Source organism: Bacillus sp. WC2503 (assembly GCF_052682895.1).
In genome coordinates, this window is sequence record NZ_JBQYMD010000001.1 from 3,789,307 (window position 1) to 3,806,111 (window position 16,805).

Annotated in this window: 14 protein-coding genes and 1 other annotated feature; all 14 genes read right to left on the bottom strand. The window is 36.2% G+C overall.

Annotated elements, in window-relative coordinates:
- Positions 1–74: 74 nt before the first annotated feature.
- The 14 genes from thrS to ACUN26_RS19510 all read right to left on the bottom strand — a co-directional run bounded on the left by thrS (position 75) and on the right by ACUN26_RS19510 (position 16,793).
- The gene (gene thrS, locus ACUN26_RS19445) at positions 75–2,012 is read right to left on the bottom strand and encodes a threonine--tRNA ligase (RefSeq protein ID WP_000786076.1); all 1,938 of its coding nucleotides are present in this window, start codon (positions 2,010–2,012) and stop codon (positions 75–77) included.
- Positions 2,013–2,059: 47 nt separating this feature from the next.
- Positions 2,060–2,288: a binding site (T-box leader), on the bottom strand.
- Positions 2,289–2,319: 31 nt separating this feature from the next.
- Complete coding sequence (ytxC, locus tag ACUN26_RS19450) at positions 2,320–3,201, bottom strand: putative sporulation protein YtxC (RefSeq protein WP_000569605.1); 882 nt, start codon at positions 3,199–3,201, stop codon at positions 2,320–2,322.
- Between the two features lie 276 nt (positions 3,202–3,477).
- Positions 3,478–4,416: a primosomal protein DnaI gene (gene dnaI, locus ACUN26_RS19455; protein WP_000400118.1), complete on the bottom strand. Its 939-nt coding sequence runs from the start codon at positions 4,414–4,416 to the stop codon at positions 3,478–3,480.
- Between the two features lie 33 nt (positions 4,417–4,449).
- Complete coding sequence (locus ACUN26_RS19460; RefSeq protein WP_001171837.1) at positions 4,450–5,850, bottom strand: replication initiation and membrane attachment family protein; 1,401 nt, start codon at positions 5,848–5,850, stop codon at positions 4,450–4,452.
- Between the two features lie 292 nt (positions 5,851–6,142).
- Positions 6,143–6,604 carry a transcriptional regulator NrdR gene (gene nrdR / locus ACUN26_RS19465; protein WP_001203687.1) on the bottom strand — a complete coding sequence of 154 codons (462 nt, stop codon included), beginning with the start codon at positions 6,602–6,604 and terminating at the stop codon, positions 6,143–6,145.
- A 287-nt stretch (positions 6,605–6,891) separates the two neighbouring features.
- Complete coding sequence (gene speD / locus ACUN26_RS19470; RefSeq protein ID WP_002003660.1) at positions 6,892–7,275, bottom strand: adenosylmethionine decarboxylase; 384 nt, start codon at positions 7,273–7,275, stop codon at positions 6,892–6,894.
- A gap of 388 nt (positions 7,276–7,663) precedes the next feature.
- Complete coding sequence (locus ACUN26_RS19475; protein WP_000198973.1) at positions 7,664–8,692, bottom strand: glyceraldehyde-3-phosphate dehydrogenase; 1,029 nt, start codon at positions 8,690–8,692, stop codon at positions 7,664–7,666.
- A gap of 109 nt (positions 8,693–8,801) precedes the next feature.
- On the bottom strand, positions 8,802–9,404 hold the full coding sequence (coaE, locus tag ACUN26_RS19480; RefSeq protein WP_000219291.1) for a dephospho-CoA kinase: 603 nt from the start codon (positions 9,402–9,404) through the stop codon (positions 8,802–8,804).
- Positions 9,405–9,458: 54 nt separating this feature from the next.
- The gene (gene ytaF, locus ACUN26_RS19485; RefSeq protein ID WP_000281731.1) at positions 9,459–10,091 is read right to left on the bottom strand and encodes a sporulation membrane protein YtaF; all 633 of its coding nucleotides are present in this window, start codon (positions 10,089–10,091) and stop codon (positions 9,459–9,461) included.
- A 72-nt stretch (positions 10,092–10,163) separates the two neighbouring features.
- On the bottom strand, positions 10,164–10,994 hold the full coding sequence (gene mutM, locus ACUN26_RS19490) for a DNA-formamidopyrimidine glycosylase (protein ID WP_001114492.1): 831 nt from the start codon (positions 10,992–10,994) through the stop codon (positions 10,164–10,166).
- Between the two features lie 12 nt (positions 10,995–11,006).
- Positions 11,007–13,640 carry a DNA polymerase I gene (gene polA / locus ACUN26_RS19495; RefSeq protein ID WP_000412835.1) on the bottom strand — a complete coding sequence of 878 codons (2,634 nt, stop codon included), beginning with the start codon at positions 13,638–13,640 and terminating at the stop codon, positions 11,007–11,009.
- A gap of 281 nt (positions 13,641–13,921) precedes the next feature.
- Positions 13,922–15,685 (bottom strand): sensory box histidine kinase PhoR, encoded by a 1,764-nt coding sequence (gene phoR / locus ACUN26_RS19500; protein WP_001032137.1) that lies wholly within the window; start codon positions 15,683–15,685, stop codon positions 13,922–13,924.
- Positions 15,678–16,397: a two-component system response regulator PhoP gene (gene phoP, locus ACUN26_RS19505; RefSeq protein ID WP_001065218.1), complete on the bottom strand. Its 720-nt coding sequence runs from the start codon at positions 16,395–16,397 to the stop codon at positions 15,678–15,680. Before phoP ends, phoR begins: the two co-directional genes overlap by 8 nt.
- Before the next feature lie 159 nt (positions 16,398–16,556).
- Complete coding sequence (locus ACUN26_RS19510; RefSeq protein ID WP_001267375.1) at positions 16,557–16,793, bottom strand: hypothetical protein; 237 nt, start codon at positions 16,791–16,793, stop codon at positions 16,557–16,559.
- Positions 16,794–16,805: the final 12 nt, after the last annotated feature.

Sequence of the window (16,805 nt, forward strand, 5' to 3'; positions counted from 1 at the left end):
AGTTACATGGTTATTTTTTCTAGTTTTTCTCTTTTATATTAAAAAGAAAAGCCGCGGTATACCGCGGCTCTTTCTTATCTTTTTCCTTCTACTTTAATCATGTCAACAAAAGCATCTAATGCGATTGTTTCTGATTTTTGTTCACCATATTTACGTACGTTTACGCCATTTTCAGTTACTTCATTGTCACCTACTACAAGCATGTACGGAATTTTTTGCATTTGTGCTTCACGGATTTTGTAACCAATTTTCTCTTCGCGAGTATCTAATTCAACACGAATACCAGCACGGCGCAATTCATCTTGTACTTTCTTCGCATAGTCTAAATGCACTTGCGGAGAAACTGGAATTACTTGCGCTTGAACTGGAGCTAACCAAGTTGGGAATGCACCTTTGTATTCTTCAATTAAGAATGCTACGAAACGTTCCATAGTTGATACAACACCACGGTGAATTACAACTGGACGATGTTGTTTTCCATCTTCACCAACGTAAGCTAATTCAAAGCGTTCTGGAAGTAAGAAGTCTAATTGTACAGTTGAAAGTGTTTCGTCTTTTCCAAGAGCAGTACGAACTTGAACGTCAAGTTTTGGACCGTAGAACGCCGCTTCACCTTCAGCTTCGTAGTAATCAAGACCCATTTCATCCATAGCTTCTTTTAACATACCTTGTGCTTTTTCCCACATCTCATCATCAGCATAGTACTTTTTAGTATCTGCTGGGTCACGATAAGATAGACGGAATGAATAGTTCTCTAAACCAAAATCTTTGTACACTTCTAGAGTTAAGTTTACAACACGTTTTAACTCTTCTTTAATTTGATCTGGGCGTACGAAAATGTGCGCATCGTTTAAAGTCATTCCGCGTACACGTTGTAATCCAGATAACGCACCTGACATTTCATAGCGGTGCATTGTTCCAAGTTCCGCAATACGGATTGGTAATTCACGGTAGCTGTGAATATCGTTTTTATAAACCATCATGTGGTGAGGGCAGTTCATTGGACGAAGAACTAACTCTTCATTATCCATTTCCATTGATGGGAACATACCATCACGGTAGTGATTCCAGTGACCAGAAGTTTCATATAGCTCTCTGCTTCCTAGTACTGGAGTGTATACGTGATCATAGCCTAAGCTTGCTTCTTTATCAACGATGTAACGCTCGATAATACGACGGATCGTTGCACCTTTTGGTAACCAAAGTGGTAAACCTTGTCCTACTTTTTGGCTATTAGTAAATAGTTTTAATTCTTTACCTAATTTACGGTGATCGCGCTCTTTCGCTTCTTCAAGCATACGTAAATGCTCATCTAATTCTGCTTTCTTAACAAATGCAGTACCGTAAATACGTTGTAGCATTTTATTATTGCTATCGCCGCGCCAGTAAGCACCTGCAACGCTTAATAATTTAAACACTTTAATTTTCCCTGTAGATGGAAGGTGAACACCGCGGCAAAGGTCGAAGAATTCGCCTTGCTCATAGATTGAAATAACTGCATCTTCTGGAAGATCGTTAATTAAATCTAATTTTAACTCATCGCCGATTTCTTCAAAGCGACGAAGTGCTTCTGCACGTGGTACTTCATGACGAACGATTTCTAAGTTCTCGTTCACGATTTTTTGCATTTCTTTTTCGATTTTCTTGAAGTCTTCAACTGTAATTGCTTCTTCCATATCAATATCGTAGTAGAAGCCATTTTCGATTACTGGGCCAATGCCAAGCTCAAGCTTAACATCTTTATATAAACGTTTTAACGCTTGTGCTAAAAGGTGGGCTGTTGAATGGCGTAAAATGTATAAGCCATCTTCAGAATCTAATGTAATAATAGAAACTGCACCATCTTCTTCGATTGGTGTAACAAGATCAATCATCTCATCGTTTAATTTTCCAGCCACAGCTTTTTTCTTTAAGCCTGGGCTAATAGAAGCTGCGATTTCTTCAGTTGTTACGCCTTTTGGAAACTCCTTCACAGCTCCATCAGGGAAAGTAATTTTAACTACATCTGCCATCACTGGTCACTCCTCTTTTTCTCAAAATAAAAAACACTCATCCCGTAAAAAGGGACGAGTGTTGAATTCGTGGTTCCACCCTTGTTCCAATTAACATGATTGTTAATTGCTCAAGTTCAACATAACGGTGTTGTCCGTTAGCAATTACTAAAAAAATCGTTCACTGCTAAAGTTTAGAGGTGGTAAGTAATAATCCCGTACTAGGAAGCTCACACCCTAAGGCTTCCCTCTCTGAAAATCGTAGAAAACTACTCATGTCCTCATCATGACATTTCAATATATTTCATTTATGTAGGTAATTATATGCTCAAAAACTTAGAAAATCAAGGGCGTTACCTTTATTTTTTAAATTTTTCACATTGCGTTCAAACTCATGTAATCCGTGTATTTGTATCCGTTCTTGAAATACGTTTCGCAAAGTAATAATCATATTATGGTCTTGTTCTTTCGTATACAAATAGATTTTTTTCGGTGAAATAGAAAGAAGTGGTGCAATTACTTTTGTATCAATATATACATCTTTTTGCTTTAGCAAATCTTCATCTATATATTGGACCAATTTCTCCTGTTTTAAACGTCTACCTTTATCATCATAGAAAATAAAACTTTCATCAAAAATAAGATGCATACAGGACAAACGTGACTTTCGATTACTAACTTGTTGCCGGAGCGTCTCAATGAACATTTGATATTCTTGTTCCATCTTATACTCATCAATTGCCACTTCAGTAAGCTTAGCTACCATTTCCCTATATGTACGAAGACGAAAACGAACATATGATGAAAACGAGAATGAGAGCGGATCACAAAGCCAATTATTTAAAGAAGACTTAATATACGATTCAAATGTGTAACGTGTTAACTCACGAGCAACCCCTTTTCTTCTTCCCTTTAAAACTTCTTGTGCTATATGCAATATTTGATGACACTCTTCTTGTTCTTCATAAAAAAACTTTTCTTTTAAAATTGTATAAATCCACTCATTTTGTTTCACATTCACAATGAAATATACCATGACTGGCAATAAAATCTTTTCAATATAGTGTGATTCACATACTGGTATGTGAATTACAACTTTTTGTTCCTGTAAATATACACTCGTTTCTTTATATAACACTTCCGCCCTTTTCAGTAGTTGTTTATATACGTGCATAGCATCATTTTTTTCTTCGAAGCAAATTTCAATCACTTTTGTCCCCCCTTTTATCCCCGCTCTAAAGGATTGTATCTATACGTTACAAATCCTATAAGAGTTTGGCCCGTGGAAGTTCACTCTTAGTAGAATTGCATTTCCTTTCGTTAGAAAATCCACTCGATATGGCTTGCTAATTTTATATATATTAAGGGAGGGAGAAAAAAATGATACAAGCTACTATGAATTTTCCATAAGAACTGTTCGTTTTACAATTCGACTACGCTGAAAAGCATTCAAAACAAAAAAAGAACAAGCTTCTCAGCTTGCTCTTTACTTATGACGGCGGTTTTTCCCACCGATTGTAATTGGTTTCGCTAAATATTTAATTCGTTCCATAATACGGGCCGCTTTCATTTCTTCTGCTTCACCGCGCTGTGTATACGTTAAGTGATGTTCCAACTGTTTGAAATCAAAATTAGACGTAAAGAACGTTGGTAAGTTTTCTAGCATACGGAATTGTAAGATTGCACCGAGTACATCGTCACGTACGAAACTAGACATCGCTTCCGCTCCGATATCATCTAACATTAAAACTTGTACCCGTTTAACCGCATCAATCTTTTCTCCAATTGAATTATCTTGAATCGAACTTTTAATTTCACGTAAAAATTCTGGGAAGTATACGAGCATGGAACTTATTTTCTTTCGAGCAAGCTCATTCGCAATCGCCCCTAAAAGATATGTTTTCCCTACACCAAATTTACCGTAAAGATATAGCCCCTGTACTTTTTTACCCGGTTCATATGTGCTTAAAAATTCATTCGCTGCACCAATTGCATCAATACGTGCATTTAACTCTGAAGGGTCTAAATTTTCCATAGTCGCCTGTAAAATATCCGTTGGCATATATACACTTTGAACGAGTTTTTCATATTTTTTTCTCTCATCATATGCTACTTTTCTAATGCAACGATCGTATTGAATATCAATCATCTTACCTTGGATAACGAGCTTCGGTTCATATCCTTGCAGCATATTTTTACATGTCCCTAGATCCGGACAATCTGAACAACCTACACATTGTCCAATATATTCATATAGCTTCACAAGACTGCGCTCAATCATAGAAGTCGTTACTTCGCCTTTATGCTCGTCTATAAATTCTTTCACACGCGGATGTGCCATCACTTCCGCCTTTAATACTTCATATCTGTTTTTAAAATTTTCATTTTCCATTAATTTTGTAAATGAATTTTGAATATGCTCCATTTTCTCACCTCAAAGAGCGTTCATTCTCTTCTATTAATCACGCTTATATTTTTTCAACACTTCTTCTAGTCGTTTTCGTTCATCTTCTAACGTACTTGTATCTTTTTCCGCACCTACATCATTTTTCACAGTTTCTTTTTCTTTCGGCTCTTCTTTCAACCAATCTGGTACCATTTCTTTTCGTACTGTTTTCTTCGCTGTACGACCTTTTTTCTTCGTCTCAGCCCATTCTTGGTATTGACGGTTTTCTTCTTTTGCTAGCGCCATTGCTTCAGCTACTGTACCGACCTTTTTACGAGCCCAATGCCCAGCAATCTTCTCCACATACGTTTTCGCAAGTTTCATATCTGAGCGTAGCATAACGTAATAAATAAGTACATTCACAACTCCTGGCGTTAATTTTTGATTGATCATAACATCCTCAACAATTTGCAAGTCCGCTTTCGTCGCCTCTGCACCACCAGAAATCTCTTTCAATAGTTGTTTTGGTGAGATTTCTTCTAATTGTTTTATAAGCATCTCTTCTTGCGATGAAGGCTCTTTCTCTTTCATCGTACGTGCAGCGTGTGGCTGTACTCTTTCACTTAATATTGGTAACGCTTGACCATTTTCGAATTGGTACCAATCGCGCGCTCCTTTTCTAAGCCTTTCCATATCAATTGTTTGCATCTCTGTCACCGCACCAAGAACGATATTTTGCATCGATAACACATCCACACCATACACGTAAGCAAGTGTAATGACACATTCTCGCACTTGATCTGTAATCGCCTTTTTAGGAACAAGAGCGGACAATCCGTCTACAAATAAGGAGAAATCAAAGAAATCGTTCCAAACTTTAGGAGCATCTCCCTTTTCATTATTTGGCATCATTGTCGCTTTTGGAATACGGAGTTCTTCTTGCGCATGCTCAAGCTGTCCTGGATTAAACGAATCAAACACCTCATTAAAAGAACGTGTAATATTTTCATAAGAAGCAAAATCAAATTCTTCTTCTAAGAAATATTGTTTTACTTGATTATATTTTGTCCGACTCAATCGATTGTATAAAAAGATACTTAAAACAATATCATCAAAAAACTGCTTTGGAGATAAAGGTGGTTGCAATTCGTATATAAACATTCGAATATCTTTTTCTTTCTTAATATATACCTTTAAAAGCCCAATTGCCTCTAGCTTTACTCGTTCCTCATATATTTCGGGAAGTTGCATTTGCATGGTCACCATAAGGGAATGATGTGTATTCTCTTTTCCAAATACACGATCTTGCTCTAATGCCCCCCATAGCGTCATGTACAAGCTAAAAGCTCTACTACCTATTAACGGCTGATACAACATCGTTAACACTTTTCGGTCGTAATTATGTAGTAGTCCTTTCGTACTTACTTTATAACGATCAATCGGCAATAGCTCCATCCATGACTGTTTTTGCATTCTTGCTTTTCCTTTCTCTCATCCAATCTATCCTCTAATTCATTCGTTCTATCTTCATTATATATTTTATCTCGCTATTTGCGGGCAGTAAGACTCCCGCATCAAAATTCGGCGAATGCACGGAAGTTTGGCAGGAGATACCTTCCCGTAAATGCCCGATTGGTGAAGGCTAATAATCATTTTGGGATGAACAAAATCCCCAATGATTATTAGCGAAAAAGAGCTATTAGCTTACGCTTCTAGCTCTCTTACCTCATTACTTACAGTATGTAAAGAGAATTGAATACAGCTTCTATTCTCTTTCTTTTTGCAGTATATCTTTTAATTCTTCAATAAATACATTTAAATCTTTAAATTGACGATATACAGAAGCAAAGCGTACGTAAGCAACATCATCGATATCACGAAGTTCTTCCATAACAATTTCACCAATCATATCACTTTTCACTTCTGATATACCTAAATTACGAAGTTCACGTTCCACACTTTGTGTTACTTCCTCTAATTGTCTTAAAGATACTGGTCTTTTCTCACATGCTTTAATTAAACCGCGTAAAATCTTTTCTTTATTAAACTCTTCTCGTGTGCCTTCTTTTTTAACAACGATCAGAGGTGACTCTTCTACTCTTTCAAATGTCGTAAAGCGACTTAAACAACTTTCACACTCTCTCCTTCTTCGAATAGAGCGCCCTTCGTCTACCGGACGCGAATCTAACACTCTTGTGCCATTATGAGAACAGGATGGACAACGCAATTCATTCACTCCCTTACAATTTGATTTTTATTTTTCTCTACTTCATTCACGTAAAAATATATATACAATATTATATAACTCATTCTAATGCTCTTACCACTCTAAGTTTAAATACATGATTTCATCATCTATTTTCCAAACAAAATAAGATGGTTGATGTAGCACTAACTTATGTGTGAGAGCTCCATTTAACTAACTAATGAACACGTTATGTTTTTCCTTTTTTATAAACTAAAAAAGAGGTGCATTATACACCTCTTTACATTTTAAATCAATTATGTTCTTTTTTAAAGAGCTTTTGTTTCTCTCTGCTTAATTTCGAAGCTACCGGTGCCTCGAGGAAGCTCGATACTCTCACGCGTTTTCGCGTTTAAACCTTCTGCAATATATTCTGCAGCAACATTTGGATCAATACGATCCCCACAAGTATAAACATCAATACTTGCGTAACCGTGCTCCGGAAAGCTATGAATTGTTAAATGTGATTCCGAGATAATTACTACTCCACTTACACCTTGTGGTGCAAATTTATGGAAAGCAACCTCACGCACTTCAGCACCAGCTCTTAGTGCTGCATCCACAAATAATTGTTCAATATACGGCATGTCATTAAGCTTGTCGAAATCGCAATCCCAAAGTTCAGCGATCACGTGACGACCCATCGTATCCATAGTATCCATTCTACAGTTCCCCCTTGTAAATTTATTCTAACTGTTCGAATTGAAAACTAATTTGCAATTTGGCTTGCTCCACTACCACGGGGGAAAGTTAGTCCAGAGAGGTCCTAACCCTTTAAGTAGTGACTACGTACCTCAGCTCTTAAGTTTACGAGTGTTAGTATACTTTGTTTATTTTCATTTTGCAACAACAGTTTTTTCGATTTTCTGTCATATTTTCCTCTTTACTTTTCCCTAAAAAAAAGAAATGATTCACAAATACAGTAATAACAACGCTTCGTGGTATGTCCACTTTCCAAAATATACTCATATAATTTTTTTCCTTTTCAGAAAAAAATAAAAAAAGAGAGGGCAATATTCACTTGCCCTCTCCCTTATTCACTTAAATATGTTGCACATTTTTTTGTTTCGCTAATTCGTCAACAACTAACGTTACAAGATCTACAACACGACGAGAGTAGCCCCACTCGTTATCATACCAAGCAAGTACTTTTACTTTACGATCACCCATTACCATTGTAGATAAGCCATCAATAATAGCTGAGTGTGTATTTGTATTAAAGTCAATAGATACTAAAGGCTCTTCGCTAAATTCTACAATACCTTTTAACGCACCGTTTGCTACAGTTTTGAATGCATCGTTAATAGCTTCAACTGTCACATCACGTTTTACATCTACTACTAAGTCAACAAGAGACACGTTTGGTGTTGGTACACGAAGTGCCATACCATGAAGTTTTCCGTTTAAATGCGGAAGAACTTTTGCTAGCGCTTTCGCAGCACCTGTCGTTGTCGGAATGATTGATTGTCCGCAAGCACGTGCTCTTCTTAAATCTTTATGTGGATTATCAATATTTTTTTGGTCATTTGTATAAGCGTGAACAGTCGTCATTAAACCGTTTTCAATTCCAAACTGCTCATCTAACACCTTCACAACAGGCGCTAAACAGTTTGTTGTACAAGATGCATTTGAAATAACGGTATGTTTTGTAATATCTAATTGGTCTTCGTTCACACCAACTACAATTGTTACATCTTCATTTTTACCAGGCGCTGTTAAAATAACTTTTTTCGCTCCAGCTTCAACGTGAAGAATTGCTTTTTCTTTTGAATTAAATTTACCAGTTGCTTCAATTACAACTTCAACACCTAGATCTGTCCAAGGCAATTCCTTTGGATCGCGGTTGTTTAAAAGGCGAATCATTTTCCCATCAACTAATAAGTGATCTTCAAATGCTTCTACTGTTCCGTCAAACTTGCCGTGAACTGTATCATATTTAATTAAATGTGCTAACGTTTCAGATGGATAGCTTGCATTGATTGCTACAATTTCGAATGCGCTTTCTTTTATTGCCTGACGAAATACCATTCTCCCAATACGTCCAAATCCATTAATTGCCACACGAGTCATAATATGTTATCCCCCTTGAATGCGTTATACTATTTATCTCCAATCCCAATAATAGTATAACACAAAAAGGGGATATGTCACTAAGCATTTTCATTAATTTCACAATTTTTTAGTCAATAATGTTCCATTTCTTTAAAATTCCCTGTAATTGTGTTTTCGTTCCCATAATTGTGCCATCATTATTTATTACTTCATCCGCATGCTTCACTTTTTCTTCTAACGGCATTTGCGATTGTATACGTGCTTTTGCTTCTTCTTCCGAAAAATTATTTCGCTCCATTAAACGTTTTAATTGCGTATCAGGCGTGACAGCTACAACTAAAACGCGGTCAACGAGACTTGTTAATTTACTTTCAAACAAAAGAGGGATATCTAACACAACCGCTTGCATACTTTCTTTTATGTACATTTCCTTTTGTGCATTCATTTCCTCACGTACTGCAGGATGAACAATTTTATTTAACTGCAATCGTTTTTCTTCATTATAGAAAACAACATTTCCTAATTTCGGCCGATCCAGTTCTCCATCTTTTTGTAACACTTCCGTTCCAAATACTTCTACTATTTTGTTATATGCTGGTTTTCCTCGTTCTACAACTTCTCTTGCAATAACATCTGCGTCAATAACCGGTATACTTAGCCCACGAAACATTTCTGATACCGTACTTTTTCCGCTTGCAATTCCTCCCGTTAATCCAATTACCACTGTCATAATACTTCTCCTCCTCATAATAAAAGGCGCGAAACTAATGTTCCACGCCCATACTTACATTTTCCAAATTCCAATAATAATGAGTAATACCCCAGGCAGGAATGTAAATTTTTGTAACCATTTCATATTCGATAAAACTGTACCCAGCTTCATTCCAATAAACAAAAATAAAGAACTCATAACTGCAACTAATATTGCCATCATAGCGGGTGCATAACCTAATAAAGATGCACCAATTCCAGCACCAAACGAATCCACGGAAAGTGCGATACCAAGAAGTAGCGCTTCTCCTGCAGAAATAGTTCCCGATTTATCAAAATCTGCAACAGTCGGTTTCCGTAAAATTTGAATTACTAACCCAAGTGAAGCAATTTCTAGTTTCCAAACCTTCTCTTCTTGCTTCGGTTCTTCCTTTTTATCACTCCGAAAAAATTGATATAATACCCAAATCCCTATTCCAATAAGAACAAGCCCACCGATACGCGTTGCGATAACAGGTGAAAATATTTTCGCAATCATATGTCCAATTCCCATTGAAACAAGCATAACAGCCGCTGAACAGATTCCGATAATTATAATTGATCTTAGTGGAATTCTTACGCTTCTCAAACCATATGTCAGCCCTACACTACAGCTATCTAAGCTTAATGTAAAAGCTAATAAAATAAGAGATAAATAAAGGTACATCGGTAAGCTCCTCCCTTATACATAGCTCTGCTGTATGTATATGACAAATGCCTATCCGATGTTATCTCTTTTCTATATTCTAGGCTGACAAATTGGGCAATAATGCGTCCCTCTTCCGCCAACAACTGTTTTTTCTAATATCGTGCCACAAGTTACACATGGTTCTCCCTTTTTCCCATATACATTTAAAAGTTCTTGGAATGAACCAATTTGCCCTTGCGAATTCATATACGTTCTAATTGTGCTTCCGCCTCGCTTCACTGCTTCGCCTAGCGTTGTAACAATTGCTTCGTAAATTCTTTCGATTTCTTCTTGCGTTAAAGATGCAGCTTCTCGCTCTGGATGGATATGAGAACGGAATAAAACTTCATCTACATATATATTTCCAAGCCCTACTAAAAGACGCTGATCTAATAATACGACTTTTATTTTACGATTTGTCTTTTGCAATTTTTCTTGTAAATACTGTGGTGTCAATTCAGCATCAAATGGCTCTGGACCTAAGTCAACAAGAGGCATTTGATTTAACTCTTCACCTTTTTTAAAGAGATGCATCGTACCAAACTTTCTCACATCTTTATAATGTAATTCAGTTCCATCTGTAAATAAGAAACGGACGTGCGTATGCTTATCAATTGGCTCATCCTCTTGATGCAGTAAAAACTTTCCTTCCATACGCAAATGTGAAACGATAACATAATTCGTTACATATAAAAGCAAAAACTTACCTCTTCGCTTTATCGTTTCAATTTTCTCGCCTCTGAGCATTTCTTTAAAGATTTCCGCATCATCTGGTCGTTTTACTATTTTTGGATACGTAACAATAACATCTTCAATCGTTTTTCCTGTTACAAGATTTTCGAGTGTCCGTCTGACATTTTCAACCTCTGGTAATTCAGGCATTTCATCACTTCCTTATTTTGCGTCGTACCAAGTTGGACCGTAAGAATAATCAACTTTCAGTGGAACTGCGAGTTCAATTGCATGCTCCATTACTTCTGGTACAAGCTTCTCTAATTTTTCAATTTCTTCTTTTGGTGCTTCAAAGATTAATTCATCGTGTACTTGCAGAAGAAGACGCGCTTGTAATCCTTCTTCTTCTAAACGATCTGCCATAATAATCATAGCTATCTTTATAATATCTGCAGCACTACCTTGAATTGGTGTATTCATAGCTGTACGCTCAGCAAAGCTACGTAAATTGAAATTACGACTCGTAATTTCCGGAATGTAACGGCGACGATTTAATAAGGTAGCCACATACCCTTTTTGTTTCGCATCTTTTACGATGTCATCCATATATTCTTGTACACCAGGGAAACTTTCTAAATACTTTTCAATAAATTCCGCTGCTGCTTTTCTTGTAATTCCTAAGTTTTGTGAAAGACCGTAATCACTAATACCATACACAATTCCGAAGTTAACAGCTTTCGCTTGTCGTCTCATATTCGAAGTTACTTCATCTTTTCCAACACCGAATACGTCCATAGCTGTTTTCGTATGAATATCCATATCATGTTGGAACGCTTCAACTAGCCCTTTATCATTTGCAATATGAGCTAATACACGAAGTTCAATTTGTGAATAATCGGCCGCATACATAATCCATCCTTCTTCTGATGGAACAAATGCCTGACGAATCTTTCTTCCTTCTTCTAATCGAATCGGTATATTTTGCAAGTTCGGATCTGTTGAACTTAATCGACCTGTTTGTGTTAAAACTTGATTAAAGCGAGTATGAATTTTCGATGAATCTTCATGTACAACTTTTAGTAAACCTTCAATGTAAGTTGAATTTAATTTCCCTAACTGACGATAATGTAAAATGTTTGGAATAATTTCATGATGATTCATAAGTTTATCCAGTACATCAGCTGACGTAGAATAACCTGTTTTCGTCTTTTTAATAACTGGTAAGTTTAAATTCTCAAACAGAATAACCCCAAGTTGCTTCGGTGAATTAATATTAAATTCTGTTCCCGCAAGCTTATAAATTTCCTGTTCCATTTCCTTTAATCTACCCGCAAGTTCTTCTCCCATATTACGAAGGCGCTCCGTATCAACTTTTACACCTTTTACTTCCATATCAGCTAGTACACGTGCAAGTGGTAATTCTAACTCTGTAAACAATTCATATTGCTCGTTCTTTTTTAATTCTTCCAAGAACGTTTGCTTTACATCATATAATACATGCACTTTTCGAGCTACATGCTCCGCTACTACTTCTAGCTCTGGAACAGCACGCTTCGCACCTTTTCCATAAACTTCTTCATCCGATTTCACGGCATGCGTTTCTTTCATTTTCGCTACAGTACGGAAATCTTTATCCGTATCAGCTGGATCAAGTAAATAAGCAGCAATTAATAAATCAAAGTCGATTCCTTGAATATCTATACCCTTCCATTTGAGTGCAACGATAGCTCGCTTCGCATCAAATGTATGCTTTCTCATTTCTCCATTTGCAAGCCATGCTTTGAAAGCCTCGGATGCAAGAGCTATGTCTGTCTGAATAAAGTAGCAACCATTTTCATTTTGAATACCAAAACCTTGAATGTCCGCTTTATGATAGTTATCTTCTTGTACTTCTATAATAAGTGCACTATCTTGCTGAAGTATTTCTTCTGTAACTTCTTCCACAATATCAAATGTAATATCATCTAATTCAGCTGGAGCTGTTTCTTCTGGCGTAACACCTAATTTATTCAAAAGAGATGTAAATCCTAAATTCTCGAACATTGGAATCACATCACTTGCTTCATATCCTTTATACTCCATATCATCCACATGCACTGTAATCGGCGCATCTGTAATAATAGTTGCAAGATCTTTACTCATAAGAGCTTGTTCTTTATTCGCTTCTAGTTTTTCTTTTAATTTCTTCCCGCTTACTTGATCGATATTTTCATACACTGCTTCAACCGTTTCAAATTGCGTTAACAATTTAATTGCAGTTTTTTCACCAACTCCTGGTACACCCGGAATATTATCTGACTGGTCCCCCATTAAACCTTTCATATCGATAATTTGCTTTGGTGATAAACTGTATTTCTCAAATAAAGCTTCTTTCGTATATTCATCTACTTCTGTAATCCCTTTTCGAGGTATACATACAAGCGTATTATCAGAAACAAGTTGAAGTAAATCTTTATCTCCTGAAATAACCTTAACATGAAACCCTTGCTCACTCGCTTCTTTCGCTAACGTCCCCATAATGTCATCCGCTTCATAATTTTCTAGTTCATAACGCGGTACATTAAATGCATCAAGCATCTCACGAATAAACGGGAATTGTTCTGATAACTCAGGTGGAGTCTTTTGACGTCCTCCTTTATACTCGCTATACGTTTTATGACGGAATGTCGTTTTTCCTGCATCAAACGCAACAAGCATATGCGTTGGCTTTTCTTCCTCTAATATTCTCATTAACATCATTGTAAAACCGTAAATTGCGTTCGTATGTATACCTTTGTCGTTATTTAAAAGCGGTAGTGCAAAGAAAGCACGATACGCGATATTATTACCATCTACTAATACGACTTTTTTTTCCACAATAGAAACCTCCCCATACAAATTTGAAACGATTTTCACATAGAAAAAAACCGTTCCTTTCCTCTCTCTATATTAACATGACTAATAGAGAGAAGAAAAATAACGGTTTTTTCTTTCATATATATCAAACTTATATTGGCATAAAGGGAAGTGACGAGAACAGCATAACTATTCTCGTCCAAAATTACTCCTTGGATGAAGGGGTTTTCATGTATTATATTAACAGAGCTTTATTAATATTTAATTAAGCCATTGTTAATATATTGTAAATATCCTTCATCCTATTTTTCAGTTGCCGATTTCGGTAAAACAACTGTAAATGTTGTCCCTTCCCCAACTTCACTATCCACAGTAATTGTACCGTGATGTGCCTCAACTAAATGCTTTACAATCGATAATCCAAGACCTGTACCACCAGTATTTCTACTTCTCGCTTTATCCACTCGGTAAAAACGTTCAAAAATACGTGGGATTTCATCTTTACTAATGCCAATTCCAGTATCAGATACTTTTATATAAGCATTGTATTTATCTTCTGCTAATTCAACAGAAACAACGCCTCCAGCCGGTGTATATACGATTGCATTATTAATTAAATTAATAAAGATTTGTTTCAAACGACCAGGATCTCCAATGACAGAGACACGTTTTAATACATTCACTTGTAAAGAGATTTCTTTTTCGCCTGCTTTATTGTCAAGCACCATATGAATATCTTCAAGAATTCCCTTCATATCAACGGTTTCCATATTTAATTTAAACCCTTGTTGCTCGATCTTTGACAAATCTAATAAATCTTCAATTAACCCTTGCATGCGTTCACTTTCTTTTAAAATAATGTGTAAGAAATGTTCGCAGAATTTCTTATTATCCATCGCTCCATCCAAGAGCGTTTCTGAAAAACCTTTAATAGAAGTAATTGGCGTCTTTAGTTCATGAGAAACATTGGCTAAAAAGTCTTTTCTCATTTGTTCTAATCTCTTTAACTCTGTTATGTCATGGAATACGAGAACAATCCCTTTCCATTCATGGTTCGTCCCGATAATCGGCGCTCCATATACTTCGAAATGCTTTCGCTCAATTCCAAGTGGCAATAGCATTTGTTTACGCACTTTCACTTCTGTCATAAAGATTTCTTCCACAAGCTCAATAATTTCTGTATGATGGAACGATTCATAATATAAGCGATCTAAATACTCTTCATCTGTTACGTGGAAAGTCTCTTTATAAGAACGGTTTACAAGGTTTATATAACCGCGGCTATCAATTAAAATCATTCCACTTCCCATATTTTCGATTAACGTATGCAGACGATCTTGTTGCATTTCTTGTTCGAGTGTCATCTCTTGTAAATTACGAGCTAAAATATTAATCGCTTTACTCAGCATTCCTGTTTCATCCGAATGACTTTCATAAGCACGTGCTTTATAATTTCCCTTCGCTAATTCAATCGCAACTTTCGTAACTGATTCAATTGGCCTAATATATTGCCCTGTAATTTTCATACCTAAAAACACGACTACAAGACAAGCGATAACAAATCCGATAATTAATAATCCCCACGTTTTTTGATGAACATCTTTCAAAGGCTCAATTGTACTTTTCACCAAAATGTATCCTTGTTTCCCTGTTACATCTTGAACGAACACCGCATGATAAAATTCATTCTTCTGATCCGTTTCTTTCGTAATGACTTTATTTCGTTGTTTCGCTGTTTCGGCAGAAAGTTCTTTAATCATCTCTTGACTAAATGCAGATTGTTGCCCTTTGCCATATTGAACTTTCTTTTTTTCATCTACAAATATAATAGAAGCTGGTATTTTTTCTTCTAACTTTTCAAATACATACGGCCTTTTTAAAACATCCTCAAAACCTTGTTCTTCTGCTAATACCGCAACATATCCTGTTTCTTTTACCATTCTCTCTTTCGCATGATCTATATAATAGTTTTCAAACACGGTTTCTAACAGTAAACCTAGTCCAACTAAAATAAACACAATAAGAGAAACAAATGTAAAAAGAAGCCTGGAACGAAATTTATTCATCCCCTTTTGGCTCCTCTAATTTATATCCTAAACCACGTATCGTTTTAATGTACGTCGGTTTTTTCGTATTTTTTTCAATTTTATCGCGCAAGTGGCTAATATGAACATCAACAATTCGTGTATCACCAGCAAAATCATAATTCCATACAGCACTTAATAATTGATCACGCGTCAACACGCGACTTTTATTTTTCGCAAGATAAACAAGTAGTTCAAATTCTTTTGGGGTTAATTCAAGCTTTCTTCCTTGGAAATAAGCCTCATAAAACTCCGGTAAAATTTTAAGGTCTGCAATTAGGATGCTATCTTCATCTGGCGCTTCTGCAACTTGCTCTTCTTGCTGTAATTTCGTACGACGTAAAATCGCCTTCACACGAGCAACAACTTCCCTTGGACTAAATGGCTTCGTCATATAATCATCCGCCCCAAGTTCAAGACCTAGCACCTTATCAAATTCATCATCTTTTGCTGTTAACATTAAAATCGGCGTCATAACACGCTGCAATCGTAATTCTTTACAAACTTCCATACCATCCATTTTTGGAAGCATTAAATCTAATATAATTAAATCCGGACGTTCTGTTGTCGCTTTTTGAAGCGCCATTTCTCCATCCATCGCTGTTATAACTTCAAAACCAGCTTGTTGTAAATTAAATTCAATTAAAGTTAAGATAAATTCCTCATCATCAACTACTAAAATACGATTGTTCATTCTTTTCCTCCAAGTTATAGACTTGAAACCTTCTTCATCCTAGTATTTTCCCCGTTATTCTCATCATACTAGAAAACAGGTCCCCCCTCAATATAATTGTCTATTCATGGATTCAGATTATGCCCTCGTTATCTCTAAAAACAATTACACTCGGCTCAATTAACGTGTTACTATCCACACTTTATACAATTCTATATTCTCATTACATTCTACTTCCGTATGAACATTGAATTCTCGATTTTGCGCTAAGAAAAAAGATAGAACATACGCTATTTTATAGTCCGGTGTTTCATATCCATCAAATACCCTTCCGTATATTTCATTCGCGATCCCGTCTGCCCACACTTCAGCTTCTCTTATCGTTTCAAAAATAACGTCTTCCCTTTTCCATCTCACTTAAAAAATCCC

Coding starts and splice junctions, on each gene's coding strand:
- thrS (WP_000786076.1), bottom strand. CDS start 2,012: ATGGCAGATGTAGTTAAAATTACTTTCCCTGATGGAGCTGTGAAGGAG.
- coaE (WP_000219291.1), bottom strand. CDS start 9,404: ATGACAGTGGTAATTGGATTAACGGGAGGAATTGCAAGCGGAAAAAGT.
- phoR (WP_001032137.1), bottom strand. CDS start 15,685: ATGAATAAATTTCGTTCCAGGCTTCTTTTTACATTTGTTTCTCTTATT.
- mutM (WP_001114492.1), bottom strand. CDS start 10,994: ATGCCTGAATTACCAGAGGTTGAAAATGTCAGACGGACACTCGAAAAT.
- ACUN26_RS19475 (WP_000198973.1), bottom strand. CDS start 8,692: ATGACTCGTGTGGCAATTAATGGATTTGGACGTATTGGGAGAATGGTA.
- dnaI (WP_000400118.1), bottom strand. CDS start 4,416: ATGGAGCATATTCAAAATTCATTTACAAAATTAATGGAAAATGAAAAT.
- ytaF (WP_000281731.1), bottom strand. CDS start 10,091: ATGTACCTTTATTTATCTCTTATTTTATTAGCTTTTACATTAAGCTTA.
- ACUN26_RS19460 (WP_001171837.1), bottom strand. CDS start 5,850: ATGCAAAAACAGTCATGGATGGAGCTATTGCCGATTGATCGTTATAAA.
- phoP (WP_001065218.1), bottom strand. CDS start 16,397: ATGAACAATCGTATTTTAGTAGTTGATGATGAGGAATTTATCTTAACT.
- speD (WP_002003660.1), bottom strand. CDS start 7,275: ATGGATACGATGGGTCGTCACGTGATCGCTGAACTTTGGGATTGCGAT.